The organism is Stenotrophomonas sp. YJH_SMC_36 (assembly GCF_059369935.1).
Genome location: NZ_JCAFTD010000004.1, coordinates 365,929 through 382,245, shown reverse-complemented (window position 1 = coordinate 382,245; position 16,317 = coordinate 365,929). Strand labels below are relative to the sequence as shown.

General features: G+C 66.7%; 17 protein-coding genes. 5 read left to right on the top strand and 12 right to left on the bottom strand.

The window, feature by feature from the left end:
• The first annotated feature begins 22 nt into the window (after positions 1 to 22).
• The 3 genes from flgM to AC5P76_RS10290 all read left to right on the top strand — a co-directional run bounded on the left by flgM (position 23) and on the right by AC5P76_RS10290 (position 1,972).
• A complete protein-coding gene (gene flgM / locus AC5P76_RS10300; RefSeq protein ID WP_053517921.1) occupies positions 23 to 328 on the top strand; it encodes a flagellar biosynthesis anti-sigma factor FlgM in 306 nt (101 codons plus the stop codon).
• The gene (locus AC5P76_RS10295) at positions 325 to 663 is read left to right on the top strand and encodes a flagella protein (RefSeq protein ID WP_053517922.1); all 339 of its coding nucleotides are present in this window, start codon (positions 325 to 327) and stop codon (positions 661 to 663) included. Before flgM ends, AC5P76_RS10295 begins: the two co-directional genes overlap by 4 nt.
• 91 nt (positions 664 to 754) lie before the next feature.
• Entirely contained in the window at positions 755 to 1,972 is a 1,218-nt protein-coding gene (locus AC5P76_RS10290) for an ATP-binding protein (protein ID WP_065182185.1), read from the top strand.
• A gap of 54 nt (positions 1,973 to 2,026) precedes the next feature.
• Here the strand turns inward: AC5P76_RS10290 and AC5P76_RS10285 are convergent, their stop codons facing one another.
• Both AC5P76_RS10285 and AC5P76_RS10280 read right to left on the bottom strand, forming a co-directional pair.
• Positions 2,027 to 3,802, bottom strand: a complete 1,776-nt coding sequence (locus AC5P76_RS10285) for an EAL domain-containing protein (protein ID WP_065182186.1) — start codon at positions 3,800 to 3,802, stop codon at positions 2,027 to 2,029.
• 4 nt (positions 3,803 to 3,806) lie between these two features.
• Positions 3,807 to 5,909 carry a sensor histidine kinase gene (locus AC5P76_RS10280; protein WP_111187002.1) on the bottom strand — a complete coding sequence of 701 codons (2,103 nt, stop codon included), beginning with the start codon at positions 5,907 to 5,909 and terminating at the stop codon, positions 3,807 to 3,809.
• A gap of 131 nt (positions 5,910 to 6,040) precedes the next feature.
• Between AC5P76_RS10280 and AC5P76_RS10275 the strand changes: the two genes are divergently transcribed.
• Positions 6,041 to 8,803 (top strand): bifunctional diguanylate cyclase/phosphodiesterase, encoded by a 2,763-nt coding sequence (locus AC5P76_RS10275; RefSeq protein WP_053517927.1) that lies wholly within the window; start codon positions 6,041 to 6,043, stop codon positions 8,801 to 8,803.
• A gap of 41 nt (positions 8,804 to 8,844) precedes the next feature.
• Here the strand turns inward: AC5P76_RS10275 and AC5P76_RS10270 are convergent, their stop codons facing one another.
• The 10 genes from AC5P76_RS10270 to AC5P76_RS10225 all read right to left on the bottom strand — a co-directional run bounded on the left by AC5P76_RS10270 (position 8,845) and on the right by AC5P76_RS10225 (position 15,863).
• Entirely contained in the window at positions 8,845 to 9,960 is a 1,116-nt protein-coding gene (locus tag AC5P76_RS10270) for a GAD-like domain-containing protein (RefSeq protein WP_253118442.1), read from the bottom strand.
• Complete coding sequence (locus AC5P76_RS10265) at positions 9,957 to 10,307, bottom strand: hypothetical protein (protein ID WP_253118443.1); 351 nt, start codon at positions 10,305 to 10,307, stop codon at positions 9,957 to 9,959. The genes AC5P76_RS10270 and AC5P76_RS10265 overlap by 4 nt, the downstream gene beginning before the upstream one ends.
• 144 nt (positions 10,308 to 10,451) lie before the next feature.
• The gene (locus tag AC5P76_RS10260) at positions 10,452 to 10,916 is read right to left on the bottom strand and encodes a hypothetical protein (RefSeq protein WP_253118444.1); all 465 of its coding nucleotides are present in this window, start codon (positions 10,914 to 10,916) and stop codon (positions 10,452 to 10,454) included.
• A gap of 119 nt (positions 10,917 to 11,035) precedes the next feature.
• Positions 11,036 to 11,344: a hypothetical protein gene (locus AC5P76_RS10255; protein WP_253118445.1), complete on the bottom strand. Its 309-nt coding sequence runs from the start codon at positions 11,342 to 11,344 to the stop codon at positions 11,036 to 11,038.
• A gap of 136 nt (positions 11,345 to 11,480) precedes the next feature.
• Positions 11,481 to 11,699: a hypothetical protein gene (locus AC5P76_RS10250; protein WP_053517931.1), complete on the bottom strand. Its 219-nt coding sequence runs from the start codon at positions 11,697 to 11,699 to the stop codon at positions 11,481 to 11,483.
• A gap of 98 nt (positions 11,700 to 11,797) precedes the next feature.
• On the bottom strand, positions 11,798 to 12,988 hold the full coding sequence (locus AC5P76_RS10245) for a methyl-accepting chemotaxis protein (RefSeq protein WP_053517932.1): 1,191 nt from the start codon (positions 12,986 to 12,988) through the stop codon (positions 11,798 to 11,800).
• Between the two features lie 191 nt (positions 12,989 to 13,179).
• Entirely contained in the window at positions 13,180 to 13,794 is a 615-nt protein-coding gene (gene hflD / locus AC5P76_RS10240; RefSeq protein WP_253118446.1) for a high frequency lysogenization protein HflD, read from the bottom strand.
• Positions 13,791 to 14,933 carry a tRNA 2-thiouridine(34) synthase MnmA gene (mnmA, locus tag AC5P76_RS10235; protein WP_053517935.1) on the bottom strand — a complete coding sequence of 381 codons (1,143 nt, stop codon included), beginning with the start codon at positions 14,931 to 14,933 and terminating at the stop codon, positions 13,791 to 13,793. The genes hflD and mnmA overlap by 4 nt, the downstream gene beginning before the upstream one ends.
• Positions 14,930 to 15,391: an NUDIX hydrolase gene (locus tag AC5P76_RS10230; protein WP_053517938.1), complete on the bottom strand. Its 462-nt coding sequence runs from the start codon at positions 15,389 to 15,391 to the stop codon at positions 14,930 to 14,932. Before AC5P76_RS10230 ends, mnmA begins: the two co-directional genes overlap by 4 nt.
• A gap of 1 nt (position 15,392) precedes the next feature.
• Positions 15,393 to 15,863: a hypothetical protein gene (locus AC5P76_RS10225; RefSeq protein ID WP_111186999.1), complete on the bottom strand. Its 471-nt coding sequence runs from the start codon at positions 15,861 to 15,863 to the stop codon at positions 15,393 to 15,395.
• A 108-nt stretch (positions 15,864 to 15,971) separates the two neighbouring features.
• Between AC5P76_RS10225 and clpS the strand changes: the two genes are divergently transcribed.
• A complete protein-coding gene (clpS, locus tag AC5P76_RS10220; RefSeq protein ID WP_053517940.1) occupies positions 15,972 to 16,298 on the top strand; it encodes an ATP-dependent Clp protease adapter ClpS in 327 nt (108 codons plus the stop codon).
• Positions 16,299 to 16,317 lie beyond the last annotated feature (19 nt).

The following is a 16,317-nucleotide window of genomic DNA, read 5'->3' as shown; positions in this document are numbered from 1 at the left end:
AACGGCAACTCCAGGACACCCCATGAGCCAGAAAATCGACGGCAACCTGCAGGTCCCCCAGGCACTGCGCAGCGTGACGAACCCGGCCAGCAAGCCCGGCGTCAGCAGCGACTCGCCGGCGCGTCCTGTGGAGGCGGCCGACAGCCTGCGCCTGACCGGCGAGGCCACCAATCTGCAGGCCATCGAACGCGAACTGACCACGGCGCCGGCGATCGACGCCCAGCGCGTGGCCGCCGTGCGCGAATCGCTGCAGAACGGCACCTATACGATCAATCCGGACGCGATCGCTTCGCGCATGCTTGAGCTGGACCAGCAGCTGCACGGATGACCGCGGCGATGAGCGAGCCGTTGCAGCGCCTGGCGCTGGCCCTGGACGTCGAACGCCAGGCCCTGGTCGAGCATGACGTGCACGCATTGATCCGCGCCACCGGCGCCAAGCTGGAGGCGCTGCGTGCGCTGGAAGGCGCACCGCCGGTGGGCGAGGGCGAACAGCTGCAGGAGCTGGCCGAGCGCAATCGCGCCAACGGCGTGCTGCTGTCGCGCAGGCGCCGCGAAGTGAACTGGGCGCTGCGCCAGCTGGGCCGCAGCGAAGAGGCCTCGGCCTACGATGCCAAGGGGCAGGCCCACGCAGTCACCGCTGGCCGTCCTCTGGCGGTGGCCTGACGCAACTTCGCGCGGACCTCCCGGCTCGCAGGCTGTCGCCTGCGGCACGACCGCGTATATTGGGCGCCTGTTCGAATGCCCCTGAGCCGCCGTGTCCGCTGCCAACGTCCTGGTTACCGCCCCCCTTCCACCACAGCCGGTGCTGCAGGCGTTGCTTGAACGCCTGCGCGAGGGCCTGCTGCTGTTCACCGAAGACGGTCAGGTCGCCTTGGCCAATCCGGCCGCGCAGAACCTGCTGGCCAGCGACGAAGGCCTTCTGCCGGCGCCACAGCGCCTGCGTCAGCTGCTGCCGCCGGACGCGCTGGAGCACGCCCGCCAGAACGGTCACTGGAACGGCAGCCTGCCGCTGGGCGAGGGCGTGGTCATCGCGCATCTGTACCATCACGGTCCGCCCGGGCAGGGCCACTACCTGGCACTGTTCCGCCACATCGAGGGCCAGGAAGACTACGAGCGCGAGCTGCAGCAGCGCCATGCCGAACTGCGCCAGGCCTACCTTCGATTGAACGGCACGCAGGAAAAGCTGCTGCAGTCGGAGAAGATGGCGTCCATCGGCCAGCTTGCCGCCGGCGTCGCGCACGAGATCAACAACCCGATCGGCTACGTGCACTCCAATCTCGGCAGCCTGCAGGAGTACCTGCGCAGCCTGTTCACCGTGATCGAGGCCTACGAGCGCGCCCTGCGTGCGCCCGACCCGAAGGCGCTCATCCCGGAGATCGACGACATCCGTGACCGGCTGGACATCGACTTCATCAGCCGCGATCTGCCACAGCTGATGGCCGAATCACGCGAGGGCATCGAGCGGGTGACGCGCATCGTGCGCGACCTCAAGGACTTCTCGTACTCCGGCCGCGATGAGTCGTGGAAGCTGGTCGACCTGCACGCCGGCCTTGAGTCCACCATCAACATCATCTGGAACGAGCTCAAGTACAAGGTCACCCTGGTGCGTGAGTTCGGCCAGCTGCCGCTGGTCGAGTGCCTGCCGTCCGAACTCAACCAGGTCTACATGAACCTGCTGCTCAACGCCGGCCATGCCATCGCCGAGCGCGGCACCATCACCGTGCGTACCGGCGTGGATGGCGACCATGTCTGGGTCGAGTTCGAGGACACCGGTGGCGGCATCTCGCCCGAACTGCGCCAGCGCATCTTCGATCCGTTCTTCACCACCAAGCCGGTGGGCAGCGGAACCGGCCTGGGCCTGTCGATCTCCTACAGCATCATCAACAAGCACCACGGTCGCATCGATCTGGACAGCACCCCCGGCGTCGGCTCGCGCTTCCGCGTGGTGCTGCCGGTGAAGCAGCCGCGCTGAGCCGCCGCACGGCACAGGTGCACGGTAGCGCCGGGCCATGCCCGGCGGCCTCCATCACCGCAACGGCGGGCGATCCTCGCCACCGTCACCTGCGTCCATCGTCACCGGGCCGGCGTTGCTGCGGCGCTGTTCCTCGTAGGTACGGAAGGCCTGGTGGATGTGCTTGCGCAGCTCGTCGTCGTTCCATGGCTTGGTCAGGAAGCGGTAGATCGCGCCGCGGTTGATCGCGTCGGTCACCGTGTTCAGATCGGTGTAGCCGGACAGCACGAGGCGGATGGTGTCGGGGTACAGCATTTTCACCCGGCCCAGGAACTCGGTGCCGCTCATGTCGCTCATGCGCTGGTCGGACAGGATCACCTGCACATCGTTGATCGCCAGCAGATCGAAGGCGTCGCGCACGTTGCCGGCGGCAAGGATGCGGTAGCCGTCGCGACGGAACAGGCGCACCAGCGAGCGCAGCACGTTCTCTTCATCGTCCAGCAGCAGCAGGGTGCGGTCCGGGCGGGTCTCGGCGAATGCTTCCGGGCGCAGGTAGCGCCGGCGCAGGGTCATGCCCGCGGCATCGGCCGACATCGGTTCGCCGAACAGATAGCCCTGGAACACATCGCAGTCGTTGCGGCGCAGGAAGCCCAGCTGTGCCTGTGATTCCACACCGTTGGCGATCACCGTCATGCCCAGCTGGTGGCCCATGGCGATGATCGCACGGGCGATGGCGGCCTCGCGGTTGCCGGCCGGTGCGCTTTTGATGAAGCTGCGGTCGATCTTCAGCTTGTCCACCGGATAGCGCACCAGCGCGCTCAGGCTGGAGTCGCCGGTGCCGAAGTTGTCCAGGCTCAGGCTGATGCCTTCGTTGCGCAGGTTGGCCAGGGTCTCGTGGACGAAATTGACGTTGTTGGTCAGTGCGCTTTCGTTGATCTCCAGCGTCAGCATCTGCGCCGGCACGCCCGCTGCCTGCAGCAGCGACATCACTTCGGCGAAGAAATTCGGTCGCAGCAGCTGCAGGGTGGAGACATTCACCGCAATGGTGAAGTCGTCGAAACCCTGGTCGCGCCACAGCCGGGCCTGCTTGAGCGCGCCCTCCAGCACCCAGGTACCGATCTGCACGATGATGCCGAGCCGCTCGGCCGTTCGCATGAAGCGTTCCGGTACCAGCATCCCCAGCGTCGGCGACTGCCAGCGCAGCAGGGCTTCCATGCCCACCACATGGCCATCGCGTGCGCTGACCAGGGGCTGGTAGCGCAGCTTCAGCTCGGCATTGGGGATGGCATCGACGATCTGGCGCGCGATGATGCTCTCGCTGTGCGCGCTGGGTGGTGTGTCCACGGCATGGATGCGCACCGCGTTGCCACCCTCGCGGGCGGCCTGGTACAGCGCATCTTCGGCATGATCGAGCAGGCGCGAGGTGCTGCTGGCATGTTCCGGGCACAGGCTGACGCCCAGCTTGCCGGTCATGAACAGGGTGTAGGGCAGCACCGACAGCGGCAGTTCCATCTGCTGGCGGATTTCTTCGGCGAAGTCCTCCGGCAGCGGCAGGTCGGCGTCGCGCGGCACGGCGATCAGGAACTCGTCGCTGCCATGGCGCCACAGCTTGCCGCGCCCGCGCAGGTAGGACTGCAGGCGTTGCGCCACCAGTACCAGCGCCTGGTCACCCACTTCCGCGCTCATGTTCTCGTTGACCGACGCGAAGTGGTCGATGTCCACATGCATCAGCATCAGCGGCGTGCCACCCGAAGCGGCTTCGGCCACCATCGCCTGCAGCTCGGGATTGCCGGCGCCAAGGCGGTCAGGGGCATCGTCGATGCTGACCAGCGGCAGATTGGGATTCCACATAGGCTCAGTAATCCGGTGTTTCGACGGCAGCCGCGCAGGCTGCCTGGTAGGGAAGATGGACATCGACCAGGGTGCCGGCGCCGTGCGCCGACTCGATCCGCACGTGGCCGCCCACGCTCTGCGCACGTTCGCGCATGACGATCAGGCCCAGGCCGCGCGGGCCGTCAGGGTCGAAACCCTCGCCGTCGTCGCGGATCTGCAGGTGCAGCCCGCGCTGGCCGACATCGCGCAGCTGCAGCTGCACCTGGCTGGCGCGGGCGTGGCGCAGTACGTTGGTCAGGCTTTCCTGGGCGATGCGGAAGCAGGCCTGCTCGATGCTGTTGTCGGGCCGATGCGGCAGGGGCTCGATTTCGGCCAGCAGTTCCACCGGTGAGGAGCGGAACAGTACCCGTGCCTGCCAGCTCAGTGCCGCCTCCAGGCCCAGCGCATCCAGCTGTGGAGGCCGCAGCAGGGTGGAGATGTCACGCAGCTTGGCCACCGTGGTGTCGGCCAGGCTGACGATCTGTGCCAGATCCTCGCTGCGGCGCTTCGGATCGTCTTCGTCCTGCGCGGCATAGGCGGAGAGCTTGATGGCGGTGATGGCCTGCCCGATGTCATCGTGCAGGTCGCGCGAGATCGCGCGGCGCTCGTCCTCCTGCAGCGAGAACAACCGGCCGGCCATGGCCTGTAGTTCGCGGTTGCTGGTCTCCAGCGCACTGCGGGTGCGCTCGGAATCGCTCAGGTCACGCACGATCAGCAGCTTGCAGTCGCGACCGCCGTAGCGGACTTCGCCCACGGCCAGGCCGGCGTGGAAGCTGCGGCCATCGGCACGCTGCATCGCCACCACGCTGCTGTGGCCGGGGCCGTGCTGGGGCTGGCCGGCCCGGAGCTGCACGCGTACCCGCGCCAGATCGCTGTCGGCGACCAGAGCCGCCAGCGGCTCGCCGAGCAGGGCATGGCCGCCATAGCCGAACAGACTCGCGGCCCAGGCGTTGGCGTACAGCACGTGCTCCTCGAAGAGGATGACCACGCCGTCCGGCAGTACACGCACCAGTTCGCGGAACTGTTCCTCACGTTCGCGCAGCAGCCGCCGCGACTGCTCGCGCTCGGTCACGTCCTGCAGCGTGCCGAGCACGCGGTCGCGGCCGGCCTCGTCAACGCCGCTGGCCGCGCGCAGGTGCACCATCAACGCGCGGCCATCCATCGACAGCAGCGGCAGCAGCACGTCCACCTGCACCGGTTCGCCGGAACACAGTTCGGCCAGCAGCTGGTCTGCCTGCGCGGCAGTGGCCGGATCGGCCGCCACCAGCAGTTCGTCGAAGCGATGCCAGCGGCGCGCTTCCGGCGGGCGCCGGCCGAGCAGGCGATAGACCTGGCTGGAGTACCGGCCCAGCCCGCTGGAGGGGTCCAGTTCCCAGGCGCCGATCTTCGCCAGCTCATGCGCTTCCTCCACCCGTGCCAGTGCCTGGTCCCGGCGCAGCTGTGCAAGGTCCTCGGCGGTGCGATCGATGGCAATCAGCAGGCGTGCGTTGTGGCCGTCGTAACCTATTGCGTTCGAGCGCAGCTCCATCTGCCGCAGGCTGCCATCGCGCAGCTGCAGCTGCGCCCGCAGGATGCACAGCTGCTCGGGCGCCTCCCGGATGGCTTCGAGCTTGGTCTGCAGCGCCTGGTCCTGGCCGGGCGGCCAGAGCACGTCGATGGTGCGCTCAAGCAGTTCCTCGCGCTCCCAGCCGAAGGCGCTGCAGGCCGCAGGATTGGCATCGAGAATGGCCAGGCTGTCCAGATCGTAGACCAGGATCGGCCCGGGATTGCCCTCGAACATCTGCCGCAGGCGCAGCTCGGAGGCCTGCAGGCGGGCATGGGTGAGCAGCACGTGCTCGGCCAGCGGCCGCAGCAGCAGGTACAGCAGCCCGGCGCTGGCCAGGGCGAAGAACGACCCTTTCAGGCTTTGCCACAGTGATGCCTGGTACGGATCGGGTACCAGCAGCTGCACGGCGCTGTCGGTGGCGATCATCCAGGCCAGGGCCATCGCCAGGTAACTCAGCACGATCCGCCGACGATCGCGGCCCAGCGATTGGGCCATCCGCGGGTCGGGAACAGGGGCGGTGCCGGTCGGTTCTGCGGGCATGGACAGGGCAGCAGGTAGGGGCGCCGGCCATCTTACCGCGCAGGTGCCCCGTAGCCACTCAATTATCCGCCGCAGGCGCCGTTAACCACTGCGTGCCCCGCTGTCGGGCGTTTCATCCGGAGCAAGATCGCGTGGACCAAGGGATCATCGCCAGCCTGCTGCAGCATCCGCTCGCGTCGGCGCTGGTCATCGTCGACCGCACTGGCCGTCCGCTGGCGGCCAATCCGGCCGCGCGCGAGCATGGCCTGCCGGCGACGGTCGCGGCCTACGCGCCGATGCTGGAGGACCTGCGTCTGCTGGCGGCCGACGGTGGCATTGTTGCGTGCAGCCTGCCGGGAGGGCCGCGCGGGCATTACGACGGCCACCTGCGCGCCGTGCATGACGGCGCCGGCAATCTGCTGGCCTTCACCCTGAGCGTGCCGGAACCGGTGCCGCTGGCGGGTGGCGGACGCTGGGAACTGGCGCTGGACAGCGCCGGCCACAGCCTGTGGGACTGGGATATTCCCAGCGATCGCGTCACCCGCACCCCTGGCCTGGGCGAAGAGACTGCCAGCGGAATGCTGGCGCGCGTGCACGGCGAGGACATCGGCCACGTGCGCGCCGCGCTGGATCAGCACCTGCGTGGAACCAGCGACCAGTACAGCGCACAGTTCCGCTTCCGCCAGCCCGACGGGCAGTGGCGCTGGGTGCTTGATCGTGGCCGCGTGGTCGCGCGCACTGCCGACGGCCAGCCGCTGCGGATGGTCGGCACCCACACCGACATCGAACAGCAGAAGCAGCTGGAGGCGTTGCTGCACGAACAGCAGGTGCACCTGAGCGAGGCGCAGCGCATCGCCAGCATGGGCAGCTGGTCGTTCGATCCTGGCACGGGCTCCTTCTGGTGGTCGCCCGAACTGCGTTCGCTGCTCGCACTTGAGCCCGGCAACGTGCCCGGCCAGCGACGCTGGCTCAAGCAGCTGCATCCGCGTTCACGTGGAGCGCTGCGGGCAGCCTGGCGCCGCTTGTGGCGCGATGGCCGCTCCGCCAGCCTCGAACTGGAGCTGGCCCGCGGCAGCGGCGAACCATCGCTGCATCTGCGGCTGTGGATGCAGCCGCTGCTGGACGGCGAGGGCCAGCCCAAGCGGCTGCTGGGCCAGGTGCAGAACATCACCGAACAGCACCAGACCGATGCGCTGATCCGCTGGCGTACCGAGCTGCTCAACCGCGTTTCGGCACTGGGCCGCATCGGCGGGTGCGAGATCGAGGTGCAGACCCGGCACATGCAATGGACCGAAGAGTGCTATCGCATCCACGGACTGCGCAAGGAGCCGATCACCCTGGACCAGGCGTTGGCGCTGTACACCGAGGACTCGCGCAGTGCGTTCGAGGCGGCGCTGGGCCGGATTGCCGGTGGCGGACTGCCCGAGCAGCTGGATCTCTGCTTCTATCGTCAATCCGGCCTGCGCGTATGGGTGCAGGTGCTGATCGAGCTGGATCGGCGCGATGGCCTGCCGCCACGTTTCGTGGTGCTGTTCCGTGACATCACGCGAGAGCGCGAGGCCAATGAGCGCATCGAGCTGCTGGCCCATTACGACCTGCTGACCGGCCTGCCGAACCGGGTGCTGCTGGGCGAGCAGACGGCTGAAGCAATCGAGGAAGCGCGTGATCGCGGCACCTCGCTGGCGATGCTGTTCATCGACCTGGATGGCTTCAAGACCATCAATGACAGCTTCGGCCATGCCACCGGTGATGCCCTGCTGAAGGCGGCGGCCACCCGACTGCACCAGAACCTGCGCAACAACGATCTGTTCGGCCGCTTCAGCGGTGACGAGTTCATCGTGGTGCTGCGCGACCTGGCCGAACCGGAAGACGCTGGTCACGTGGCGCGCAAGTTGATCGGCTCGCTGGCCGAGCCGCTGCGCCGCGGCGATACCACGCTGAAGGTGGGGGCCAGCGTGGGCATCGCCATGCTGGGCGATACCCAGACCGATTTCGATTCACTGCTGCGCGCCGCCGATGCCGCGATGTATGCGGCCAAGGAAGCCGGTCGCAACACCTACCAGTACTACAGCCAGGACGCACTGGCCCGCATCCAGCGCCGGCTTGAGCTGGAGCATGCACTCCATGGCGCGATCGAGCGCGAGGAGTTCAGCCTGGCCTATCAGCCGCTGCTGCACGCCCACCTTGGCGAGCCGCCGGCCATCGAAGCACTGCTGCGCTGGCATCGACCCGGCATCGGCTACTGCAGTCCGGCCGAGTTCATTCCCATCGCAGAGAAGTGCGGTGAAATCGTGCGCATCGGCGACTGGGTACTGAACGAAGCCTGCCGCCAGGCCACTGCCTGGGACAGAGCCGGTCTGCACTTCGACCGTATCGCGGTGAACGTCTCGGCCGTGCAGCTGCGTGATCGCGGCTTCGCCGAGCGGGTGATCGAGATCTGCCATGCCCATGGCTGGCCGCCACAGCGCCTGGAACTGGAGCTGACCGAGTCGGCGCTGATCCGTGACACCGACATCCTGCGTCATTGCTTCGACGTGCTGGAACGGCACGGTGTGCCGCTGGCGGTGGACGATTTCGGAACGGGATTCTCCAACCTCAACTACCTCAACCGGTTCCCGGTGGGCCGCCTGAAGATCGACCGCAGCTTCGTGCAGGGCATGCTGCACGACTCGGGTACGGCCGAGGTGACCCAGGCCATCGTGCACCTGGGCCACGCGCTGGGCATGAAGGTCGTGGCCGAAGGTGTGGAAACGCACCAGGAAGAAGACATGCTGCGCCGCCAGGGCTGCGACGAGATCCAGGGCTACCTGTACTCGCGGCCGCTGAGCCCGCGCGACCTGGCGCAGTGGCTGCGCCAGCAGCATCAGTCACCGTCGCGCACGGACGCCGGCAACGAAGCGCTGCTGGTGCGTTGACGACCTGCACAGTTGATCGCCCGCAGCGCGGCTTGCTGGATCTACCTGCTGTCTGAATCCTGCCGCAGGGAACGCCTTGCGGTTGCCTGCCCGGCGAGTGCCTTCAGCTCGGCGAGGCGATCCCGCTTGACCAGATGTGCTGCCTCCCAGCCGCCTTCGACGGCCGCAGGCGAGAAGCTGTAGATCTCGTTCGCGTGCAAGGGTCCCAGTGAATCGAGTGCATGTGCATATAAGGGCTGTTCCTGCTCGTCGGTGACATCGAGATAGGGGCCATCCAGGAACGTCAGCATGTACGCCAGTTTCCAGTTGCGTTCCACCGCATCGGCGGGCCCGGGTACCTCCGGCTCCGCCGAAACCTGTCCGCTGTGCGGGTCGATGCTGATCTGCGCAGAGGTGTTCTCCCCACACAACAGAATCTGGCCGAAAGCCGTCACCGCATAGACATGGAAGGTATCGGCGCCCTCCATCGGGTTGCCCTGCAGGAGTTCCGTGGCAAGCCCCGCATACAGGAGGGGATCGACCAGAGTGAGCCTGTCATCGCGATAGCGTGCGAGCCCGTCGCGCCGCCACAGCGCCAACAGCAGTTCGGGCAGTACGCCCTCCCATGCTGCCAGGGTCGCCTCCGGAACGGCTTCACCTTTGGAGCTCGGATTGAAACCCTGGAGGAACTCGGCATTGCCCAACCCCGCCACCGGCAACCCGGAGCCGGGTATGGCCTGCGCATTTGAATCCATGTTGAAGGGCAGGTAGTCCAGGAAGGCGAGCAGTGTCTGCGCCCGTGCAAGCGCCGGGCTCTCCTCGTGTGTTGGAATGACGGTCGCCGTGCCTCCGGAGACCCGAAGCAGCGTGCCCGCAGAGAGGTCATGCCAAGGTTTGTCCAGCACCAGATAGCGCTCGAGTGTCTCGTCGCCATCATCGTCCAGGACGATGACCTTTGGACCCTCCTGCAGACACCCCGCGGAGACCTCGACCGATGCGTCGATCACGCCCGCGTCAGGGTCGTATGCGTCGATCGGAGCAGAATAGGGGTGCTGGAACGCTCCGAATGTCTGCAGCGCCTGCTGAAGCGTCGCGAGGGAATCGGGATCCAGGGTCAATGGGTCGGGGGCAACCGGAAGCTGCAAGGCAAGCGAAAGGCAGAGGGCGGCGCTGGTCATCGGGCTGGGCTGATTTGAACCGAAATGGGTCCGGCACGATGAAGGGTGCGTTGATCGCATTCCATGCAACCAATCCGAAAACTGTGAATCGCGGGGGCGTCATCCACGCATGGCGTGGATCTACCGGCTTGGGTCAACGAACCGTCGCGGGAATCGGAGCGCACCCGCGCGCAAACGGATTCCACAACTTCGACATAGCGTCGCCGCTGGATGCGATAGCCGATGTAGAACACCAGCTGGCCGTGCGCTGGTTGAACAGGACGATGCCGGTGCGGAAGAAGATCGGTGCCCCAGAACAACAGCAGCAGGAGTTCCAGCAGCATCAATGCGATCAGGGCGGCGGCCATCGGTCTTCCATGAACGGGACCGTGGCATCATGCCATGGCGACAGCGCTGTCTCAGTAGATCCATGCCACGCGCGGATGATCCCGGGCACGAGCCGCAGTCTCGATGGGTCCGTCAACTGAACCGAGTAGTCTCTCCTATTGGCGTCAGTGCTCTTCCGCCAGATCGCTGAGATCCAGAATCCGCGGAGCAACACTGTGCGCAACGACGCTTCGGATCATTCCGGGCTTGGGCCGAAGTGAGTAGGCTCGCATCGTGTGGATGGGATTGAACTCCAGCCACGGGCAGGATGAATGCCCCACGATAACCGGCATGTTGAAACTGATGTCCTTGGGATCATCCAGTGGGAGAGTCCATTTGCCGCCGTGATGCTGACACACGGTTTCCCCAAGATATCGTGCAAACACAATCCTCAGGGCAGCCTGTTCGTCCTTCGATAACGTTGCGGCCATCAACGTGTACAGGGTTTCGAGGCGATCAAGGCTCTCCAGGCTACCGTCAAGGTCGACGCCGCGCTGCTGCGCTTGCTCGATCAGCCATTCAATCTGATCGTCCATGATGATCAGAAACTGTTCGAAGGTTTCTTGCGCTTCTTCCGGATTGAATGTCATGACGCTGCCAAGGAGGGAGGGCGGTGAGTGTGCCCGGAGCCGATGACCCAGGCCATGCAACAAGTCCGAAAGGGTGGAAGGTGCAGGGGCGTGCAGGTGCATCCACGCATGGCGTGGATCTACCGGTTCATCAATGCGATGCCCGCGATGGGATAGCTGGCGATCAGGAGCCCTAGCAAGTACTCCGCCACGATGATCAGCCAGCAGGTCATCGGCTCGATCTCGCGCCACGCTTCAATGGTGCCGGAGAGATGATGGCTTAGATGGACATGCCCGGTACTGATGGCGGTTGCAGCCATCCAGGCAGCCAGAAATGCCATCAGCATGAAGAGCAGGCTGCCGAACAGGAATGCGACAGGTCTGTGCCGGGGCAGCCGCAAGGTGGCGTAGGCAGGGCGCCAGGTGAAGGTGACGGAGACGAGCACCATCGCAGCAAATCCCAGTCAGGTCATGAACGTGGTGCTCATGCCACGACACTCCGTGTCCAGCCGTAGGTGGCTTGGGCGGATCATGTCATGGATCTGGAACGGGAGGCGGTGCAGGCCATCCACGCATGGCGTGGATCTACTTCAGGGCATCTCCATCCAACCCCAGGTCCCAGGCCATGCTCAGCAGTTCGCCGGCGGTACCGGGCGAGGGCGGGCGCGCATCGGCGAGCTGCTGCAGCTCGCGGATCTCCTCATGCGCGACCTTTTCCAGCTGCTGCAGCTGTTCTCGCACGCTGGCGTTGCGCGGGCGTTCGATGTCGGTGAGGGAGGAGGGCGGGGCGCTGATCAGGGCCATGGGGCGCGTACAGGATGCATTCGGCGGTGGATCACAGGCAAAGGCCCCGGTCGAGCCGGGGCCTTGCAGACTGCCGGAGAGGGCAGCGGACACGCGTCTCAGAACAGTTCGACGGTACCGGCGCCCATGTTCTGCTGGGCGACCGGCTTGTGCGGCGGGCGCTCCCATTCGTTGCGCAGTTCGCGCAGACGGTTGCCGGTGCGCTGCAGCGCGCTGGCGATCTCTTCGTCGAAGACGCCGCCATTGCGGTGCAGCAGTTCCTGCAGGGCCACCGCTTCGCGGTTGATCGCGGTCAGTCGGTCGAGGTGGGTATGCACGCCACCCAGCGCCTGCGTGGCGATATCTTCGAACTGCAGCGCGCGCACGGCCTCGGCGACGCTGCCGTCGATGGCACGCGCACACTCGGACACCTCTCGCATGCCTTCGCCCAGCGAAGCATTGATCTGTGCCACGTTGTCCAGCATGGCTGCTGCTTCCTGGCGTGCTTCGCGGGAGCGGTCCATGTCGCGCGAAGCCATGTGCGAGACCGTCTCGCGGACCTTGGCGATGGCGTCCTTGGAGCTGTGCGCCAGCTTTCGGATCTGTTCGTTGAAGGTGGTCGAGCGCTCGGACAGGTTGCGCACTTCGTCGGCGACCACCGCGAAGCCGCGGCCGGCCTCGCCGGCACGGGCCGCTTCGATGGCGGCATTCAGCGCCAGCAGGTTGGTCTGGTCGGCAATCGACTTGACGTCTTCCAGCAGGGCGAAGATGCCGTCCAGGTGCTGCGCCATCTGGTCGATGTGCTGCACGGTGGTAGAGCTCTGGCCGCTGACCTGTTCCAGCGCTTCCACCAGCTGCTCCATGCGATGGCTGGCATGCTGGGCGAACCGCGCAACGTCGAGGCCCGCACTGCCTTCATCGCCGGCACGGTCGACGATGCGCGACAGCGCCTGGCTCTGCTGGCGCGACTTGCGGTTCATTGCATCGAAGCTGCCGCCCAGGCTCGATACCGCCTGCCGGATCAGGTCGCGGGCGCGTTCCACTTCACCACGCGAACCGTCGATTTCGTTGCCGACGAAGCTGCGCAGCTCGGTCAGCAGCTGGTCCTGCTCACGCAGGACGCGGGCCTGTTCCGGTGAGCGGTGCGCCTGGGCGCGCGCGGTCCACCACGCAAAGCCCAGCCAGCTCAGCGTCATCGTGGTCAGGATCGCCCAGCGCAGGGCGGCCGGCCATTCGAAACCGATGGCGAAGGGGAGCAGCAGGGTCAGGGCCAGGGGGGCGGCCAGACGAATGAAAATGCGTGAGTACATGGACGTTCTCGGGAGGTGCACGGAGGATGTATCGGCCGTGTGCCCCTTCTCTTTAACGTCGATGCGCTTTCTGAATGCGTCGGATTTCCGGCGCCGGACGCTCGCCGGGCATGGGCCGGCGCTACCCCGGCAGCGCTGCGCGACGGTCAGGCGATGCGGTAGCGCCGGGCCATGCCCGGCGGATGCAACGATCAGGCCAGCAGGCGGTCCACGGCCTCGACCATCGCCTTGCGGCCAAACAGGAAGTCCCAGTAGCTGCCGCCCACCTGCCGCCACAGCACCGCAGCGCGGACGGCGGCCAGCAGCAGGGCACGGATCTCGGAGACCACACCGGCCTGGCCCAGGTAATGCGGGTTGCCCTGCACCATCACCCGCGGCTTGAGATGGCTGATGGTGTCCGCATAGACGCCGCCGAGGCTGGCCAGCACATCCGGGTGACCGCTGTCGCCCAGTTCGGCGGCCTTGCGCTGCGCCTGCTCGATGCCCGCGGCAACCTTGTTGACGGTTGCGCGGTCCTGCACGAAGCGGCGCTCCAGCTGCAGCACCGACAATGCCAGCTTGGGCAGGATCGGATCCTGGCCCTGGTTGCGGAAGTAGTTGTGCAGCAGGCGCAGGCCCGACTTCAGCGCGTGGCGGTCGCCGAACACCTCCTGCGGAGAGGACGCGTCGACGCGGAACACGCTGTCCACCGCGGTACGTACAGCGGCGGCGTCGGAATGGCCGGTATCGGCGATGCGGCGCACCTGCTGCAGGGCCTGGGCAATGCCGGCCAGGGCCAGGACGCGGTCGTCGACAGTGAAACTCATGCAGCGATTACCTCAAAAGGAGAAGGGGTGGTGCGCAGGCGCTGTTCCAGCGGCGCATCGGTGGCGGCGATCACCGCACCGCCCAGGCAGATCTCGCCGTCATACAGCACCAGCGACTGGCCGGGCGTGACGGCCCGCTGCGGGCGGGCAAAGGTGACCAGCACGCTGCCATCGTCCAGCACATCGACCGTACACGGCTCGTCGGGCTGGCGGTAGCGGGTCTGGGCAGTGCATTCGAAACGCCGGGCCGGTGGTGCGCCGGCGATCCAGTGCGCGGTTTCCGAACGCAGGCGTTCGGAGAGCATCCACGGGCTGTCGCGGTCCTGATCGACATACAGCACGTTGCTGGCCACGTCCTTGCCGACCACGTACCACGGCGCGGCCGGGCGGCCACGCACGCCGCCGATGTTCAGGCCCTCGCGCTGGCCGAGCGTGAAATAGAACACGCCCGGATGCTCGGCAATCACGCTGCCGTCGGCCGGGTCGAGGATCTGTCCCGGCCGGGCCGGCAGGTAGCGGCCCAGGAACTCGCGGAAGTCGCGCTCGCCGATGAAGCAGATGCCGGTGGAGTCCTTCTTGGCATGGGTCGGCAGGCTGACGTCACGGGCGATCCGGCGCAGGTCGCTCTTTTCCAGGTCGCCGATCGGGAACAGGGTGGCGGCCAGCTGCTCCTGCCCCAGCTGGTGCAGGAAATAGCTCTGGTCCTTGGAGCGGTCGGCGCCGCGCAGCAGCAGCCACTGGTGGCCGCGCTGGGTCACCCGCGCGTAATGGCCGGTGGCGATGCGCTCGGCGCCCAGTTCACGCGCCGCGTCCAGGAAGTGCTTGAACTTCACTTCGCGGTTGCACAGCACGTCCGGATTGGGGGTGCGGCCGGCGGCGTACTCGGCCAGGAAATGCTCGAACACGCCTTGCCAGTACTCGCTGGAGAAGTCGCGGAAATGGAAGGGAATGCCCAGCAGGCCGCAGACCGCCACCGCATCGCGGCGATCATCCTCGGCGCGGCAGTCGCCGCTGCCGTCGTCGGCCCAGTTCTGCATGAACAGGCCGGCCACGGCCTCGCCCTGCTGCACCAGCCGCCAGGCGGCGACCGACGAATCGACGCCACCGGAAACGCCCACCATCACGCGCGGGGTGCTCATGCGACCTCCCGGACCAGCGAAAGCGGGTGGCGCTGGCCACCCAGATAGTCCGCCACGACCTGCCATACCAGCGGGCTGCGCTGGCGCTGCCCGGCGGCCTGCAGCTCGGCCGGGGTCATCCACAGCGCGCGGTCGATGCCGGTGTCGAGCGGCTGCGCCGGATCATGCGAGACCGGGCGCGCCGCGTAGCAGAAGCGAAGGAACGTCGTACCGTCGCCCGCCGTCCACTGGTAACAGCCGATGAAGTCGGTCAGCTGAACCGTCCAGCCGGTCTCCTCGCGGGTCTCGCGCAGCGCCGCCTCGGCCAGGCTCTCGCCGGGTTCGAGGTGCCCGGCAGGCTGGTTGAGCACGGCGCGGCCATCGATGGTCTCCTCGACCAGCAGCACGCGGCCACCGTCGACCACGACGGTGGCGACGGTGGCGTGCGGTGCCCAGCGCGGGTCCGGCGTGGCATTCACCTCAGAGATCGTCCTTCTTGGTCAGTTCCAGTTCCATCGCGTCGGCGGTGCGGATCGCGGCATCGATGGCGTCGCTGAGCTGGTCGGCGGTGGCATCGGCGTCGATCTTCACCACGAACATCGCGGTCGCCTCCTGTTTCACCCAGCCGCCCATCTTGGCGTCCTGCGAGTCCTCCAGCAGGCGGTTGGCGACCGCGACCGGGAACTGCTTGGTCTTGGACGTGTAGCCTGGCGACCAGATCTCACGGATGTTGTGGCTGCCGAAGTCTTCCACCGCCGAGCGCACGTACACCATCTGGGTGCGGTCGCCCTCGACGTCGAACACCAGGCGGTAGTCGCCATCCTCGTCGACCTCGTAGTTGTAGCCCAGCTTGTCCAGCTGGCGACCGACGGCAGCGTCGGCATCGGCTGCGCTCGCCGGACCGGCACAGGCCAGGGCGATCAACAGGGCAGGCAGAAGGGTCCTTTTCATGAAAATCCTGTGAAACCGGGGTGGGAAGGACAATTGTGACGGCGGCCGTCCGTGCCGTCCATTCCGGGAGGGCCGACGCGGGCGCGCGGCAACCTCTATAATGACCGGATGCCCCGCGAGTCTTCCCCCGATTCCCACCACGAGCACGGCATCGCCGTGGAGCCCGCGCGCCCGGAAGTGGCGCCGCCGCCGTTCTACCAGGTCATGCTGCTCAACGACGACTACACCCCGATGGATTTCGTGGTGGACGTGCTGCAGCAGTTCTTCAACATGGACCTGGACAAGGCGACGCAGGTGATGCTGCATGTCCATACCCGCGGTCGCGGCGTCTGTGGCGTGTTCACCCGCGAAGTGGCCGAGACCAAGGTCGGCCAGGTCAACGAGTATTCACGGATGAACCAGCATCCGCTGCTGTGCACGATGGAAAAGGCCTGACCGGCTTTTGGTGCGGGCC

Excerpts from the sequence above, each read along its gene's own strand:
- AC5P76_RS10270 (WP_253118442.1), bottom strand. The coding sequence starts at position 9,960 with ATGACCAGCGCCGCCCTCTGCCTTTCGCTTGCCTTGCAGCTTCCGGTT.
- AC5P76_RS10245 (WP_053517932.1), bottom strand. The coding sequence starts at position 12,988 with ATGTACTCACGCATTTTCATTCGTCTGGCCGCCCCCCTGGCCCTGACC.
- AC5P76_RS10265 (WP_253118443.1), bottom strand. The coding sequence starts at position 10,307 with ATGGCCGCCGCCCTGATCGCATTGATGCTGCTGGAACTCCTGCTGCTG.
- AC5P76_RS10255 (WP_253118445.1), bottom strand. The coding sequence starts at position 11,344 with ATGGTGCTCGTCTCCGTCACCTTCACCTGGCGCCCTGCCTACGCCACC.
- hflD (WP_253118446.1), bottom strand. The coding sequence starts at position 13,794 with ATGAGTTTCACTGTCGACGACCGCGTCCTGGCCCTGGCCGGCATTGCC.
- AC5P76_RS10250 (WP_053517931.1), bottom strand. The coding sequence starts at position 11,699 with ATGGCCCTGATCAGCGCCCCGCCCTCCTCCCTCACCGACATCGAACGC.
- mnmA (WP_053517935.1), bottom strand. The coding sequence starts at position 14,933 with ATGAGCACCCCGCGCGTGATGGTGGGCGTTTCCGGTGGCGTCGATTCG.
- flgM (WP_053517921.1), top strand. The coding sequence starts at position 23 with ATGAGCCAGAAAATCGACGGCAACCTGCAGGTCCCCCAGGCACTGCGC.
- AC5P76_RS10295 (WP_053517922.1), top strand. The coding sequence starts at position 325 with ATGACCGCGGCGATGAGCGAGCCGTTGCAGCGCCTGGCGCTGGCCCTG.
- AC5P76_RS10225 (WP_111186999.1), bottom strand. The coding sequence starts at position 15,863 with ATGAAAAGGACCCTTCTGCCTGCCCTGTTGATCGCCCTGGCCTGTGCC.
- clpS (WP_053517940.1), top strand. The coding sequence starts at position 15,972 with ATGCCCCGCGAGTCTTCCCCCGATTCCCACCACGAGCACGGCATCGCC.
- AC5P76_RS10280 (WP_111187002.1), bottom strand. The coding sequence starts at position 5,909 with ATGCCCGCAGAACCGACCGGCACCGCCCCTGTTCCCGACCCGCGGATG.
- AC5P76_RS10285 (WP_065182186.1), bottom strand. The coding sequence starts at position 3,802 with ATGTGGAATCCCAATCTGCCGCTGGTCAGCATCGACGATGCCCCTGAC.
- AC5P76_RS10260 (WP_253118444.1), bottom strand. The coding sequence starts at position 10,916 with ATGACATTCAATCCGGAAGAAGCGCAAGAAACCTTCGAACAGTTTCTG.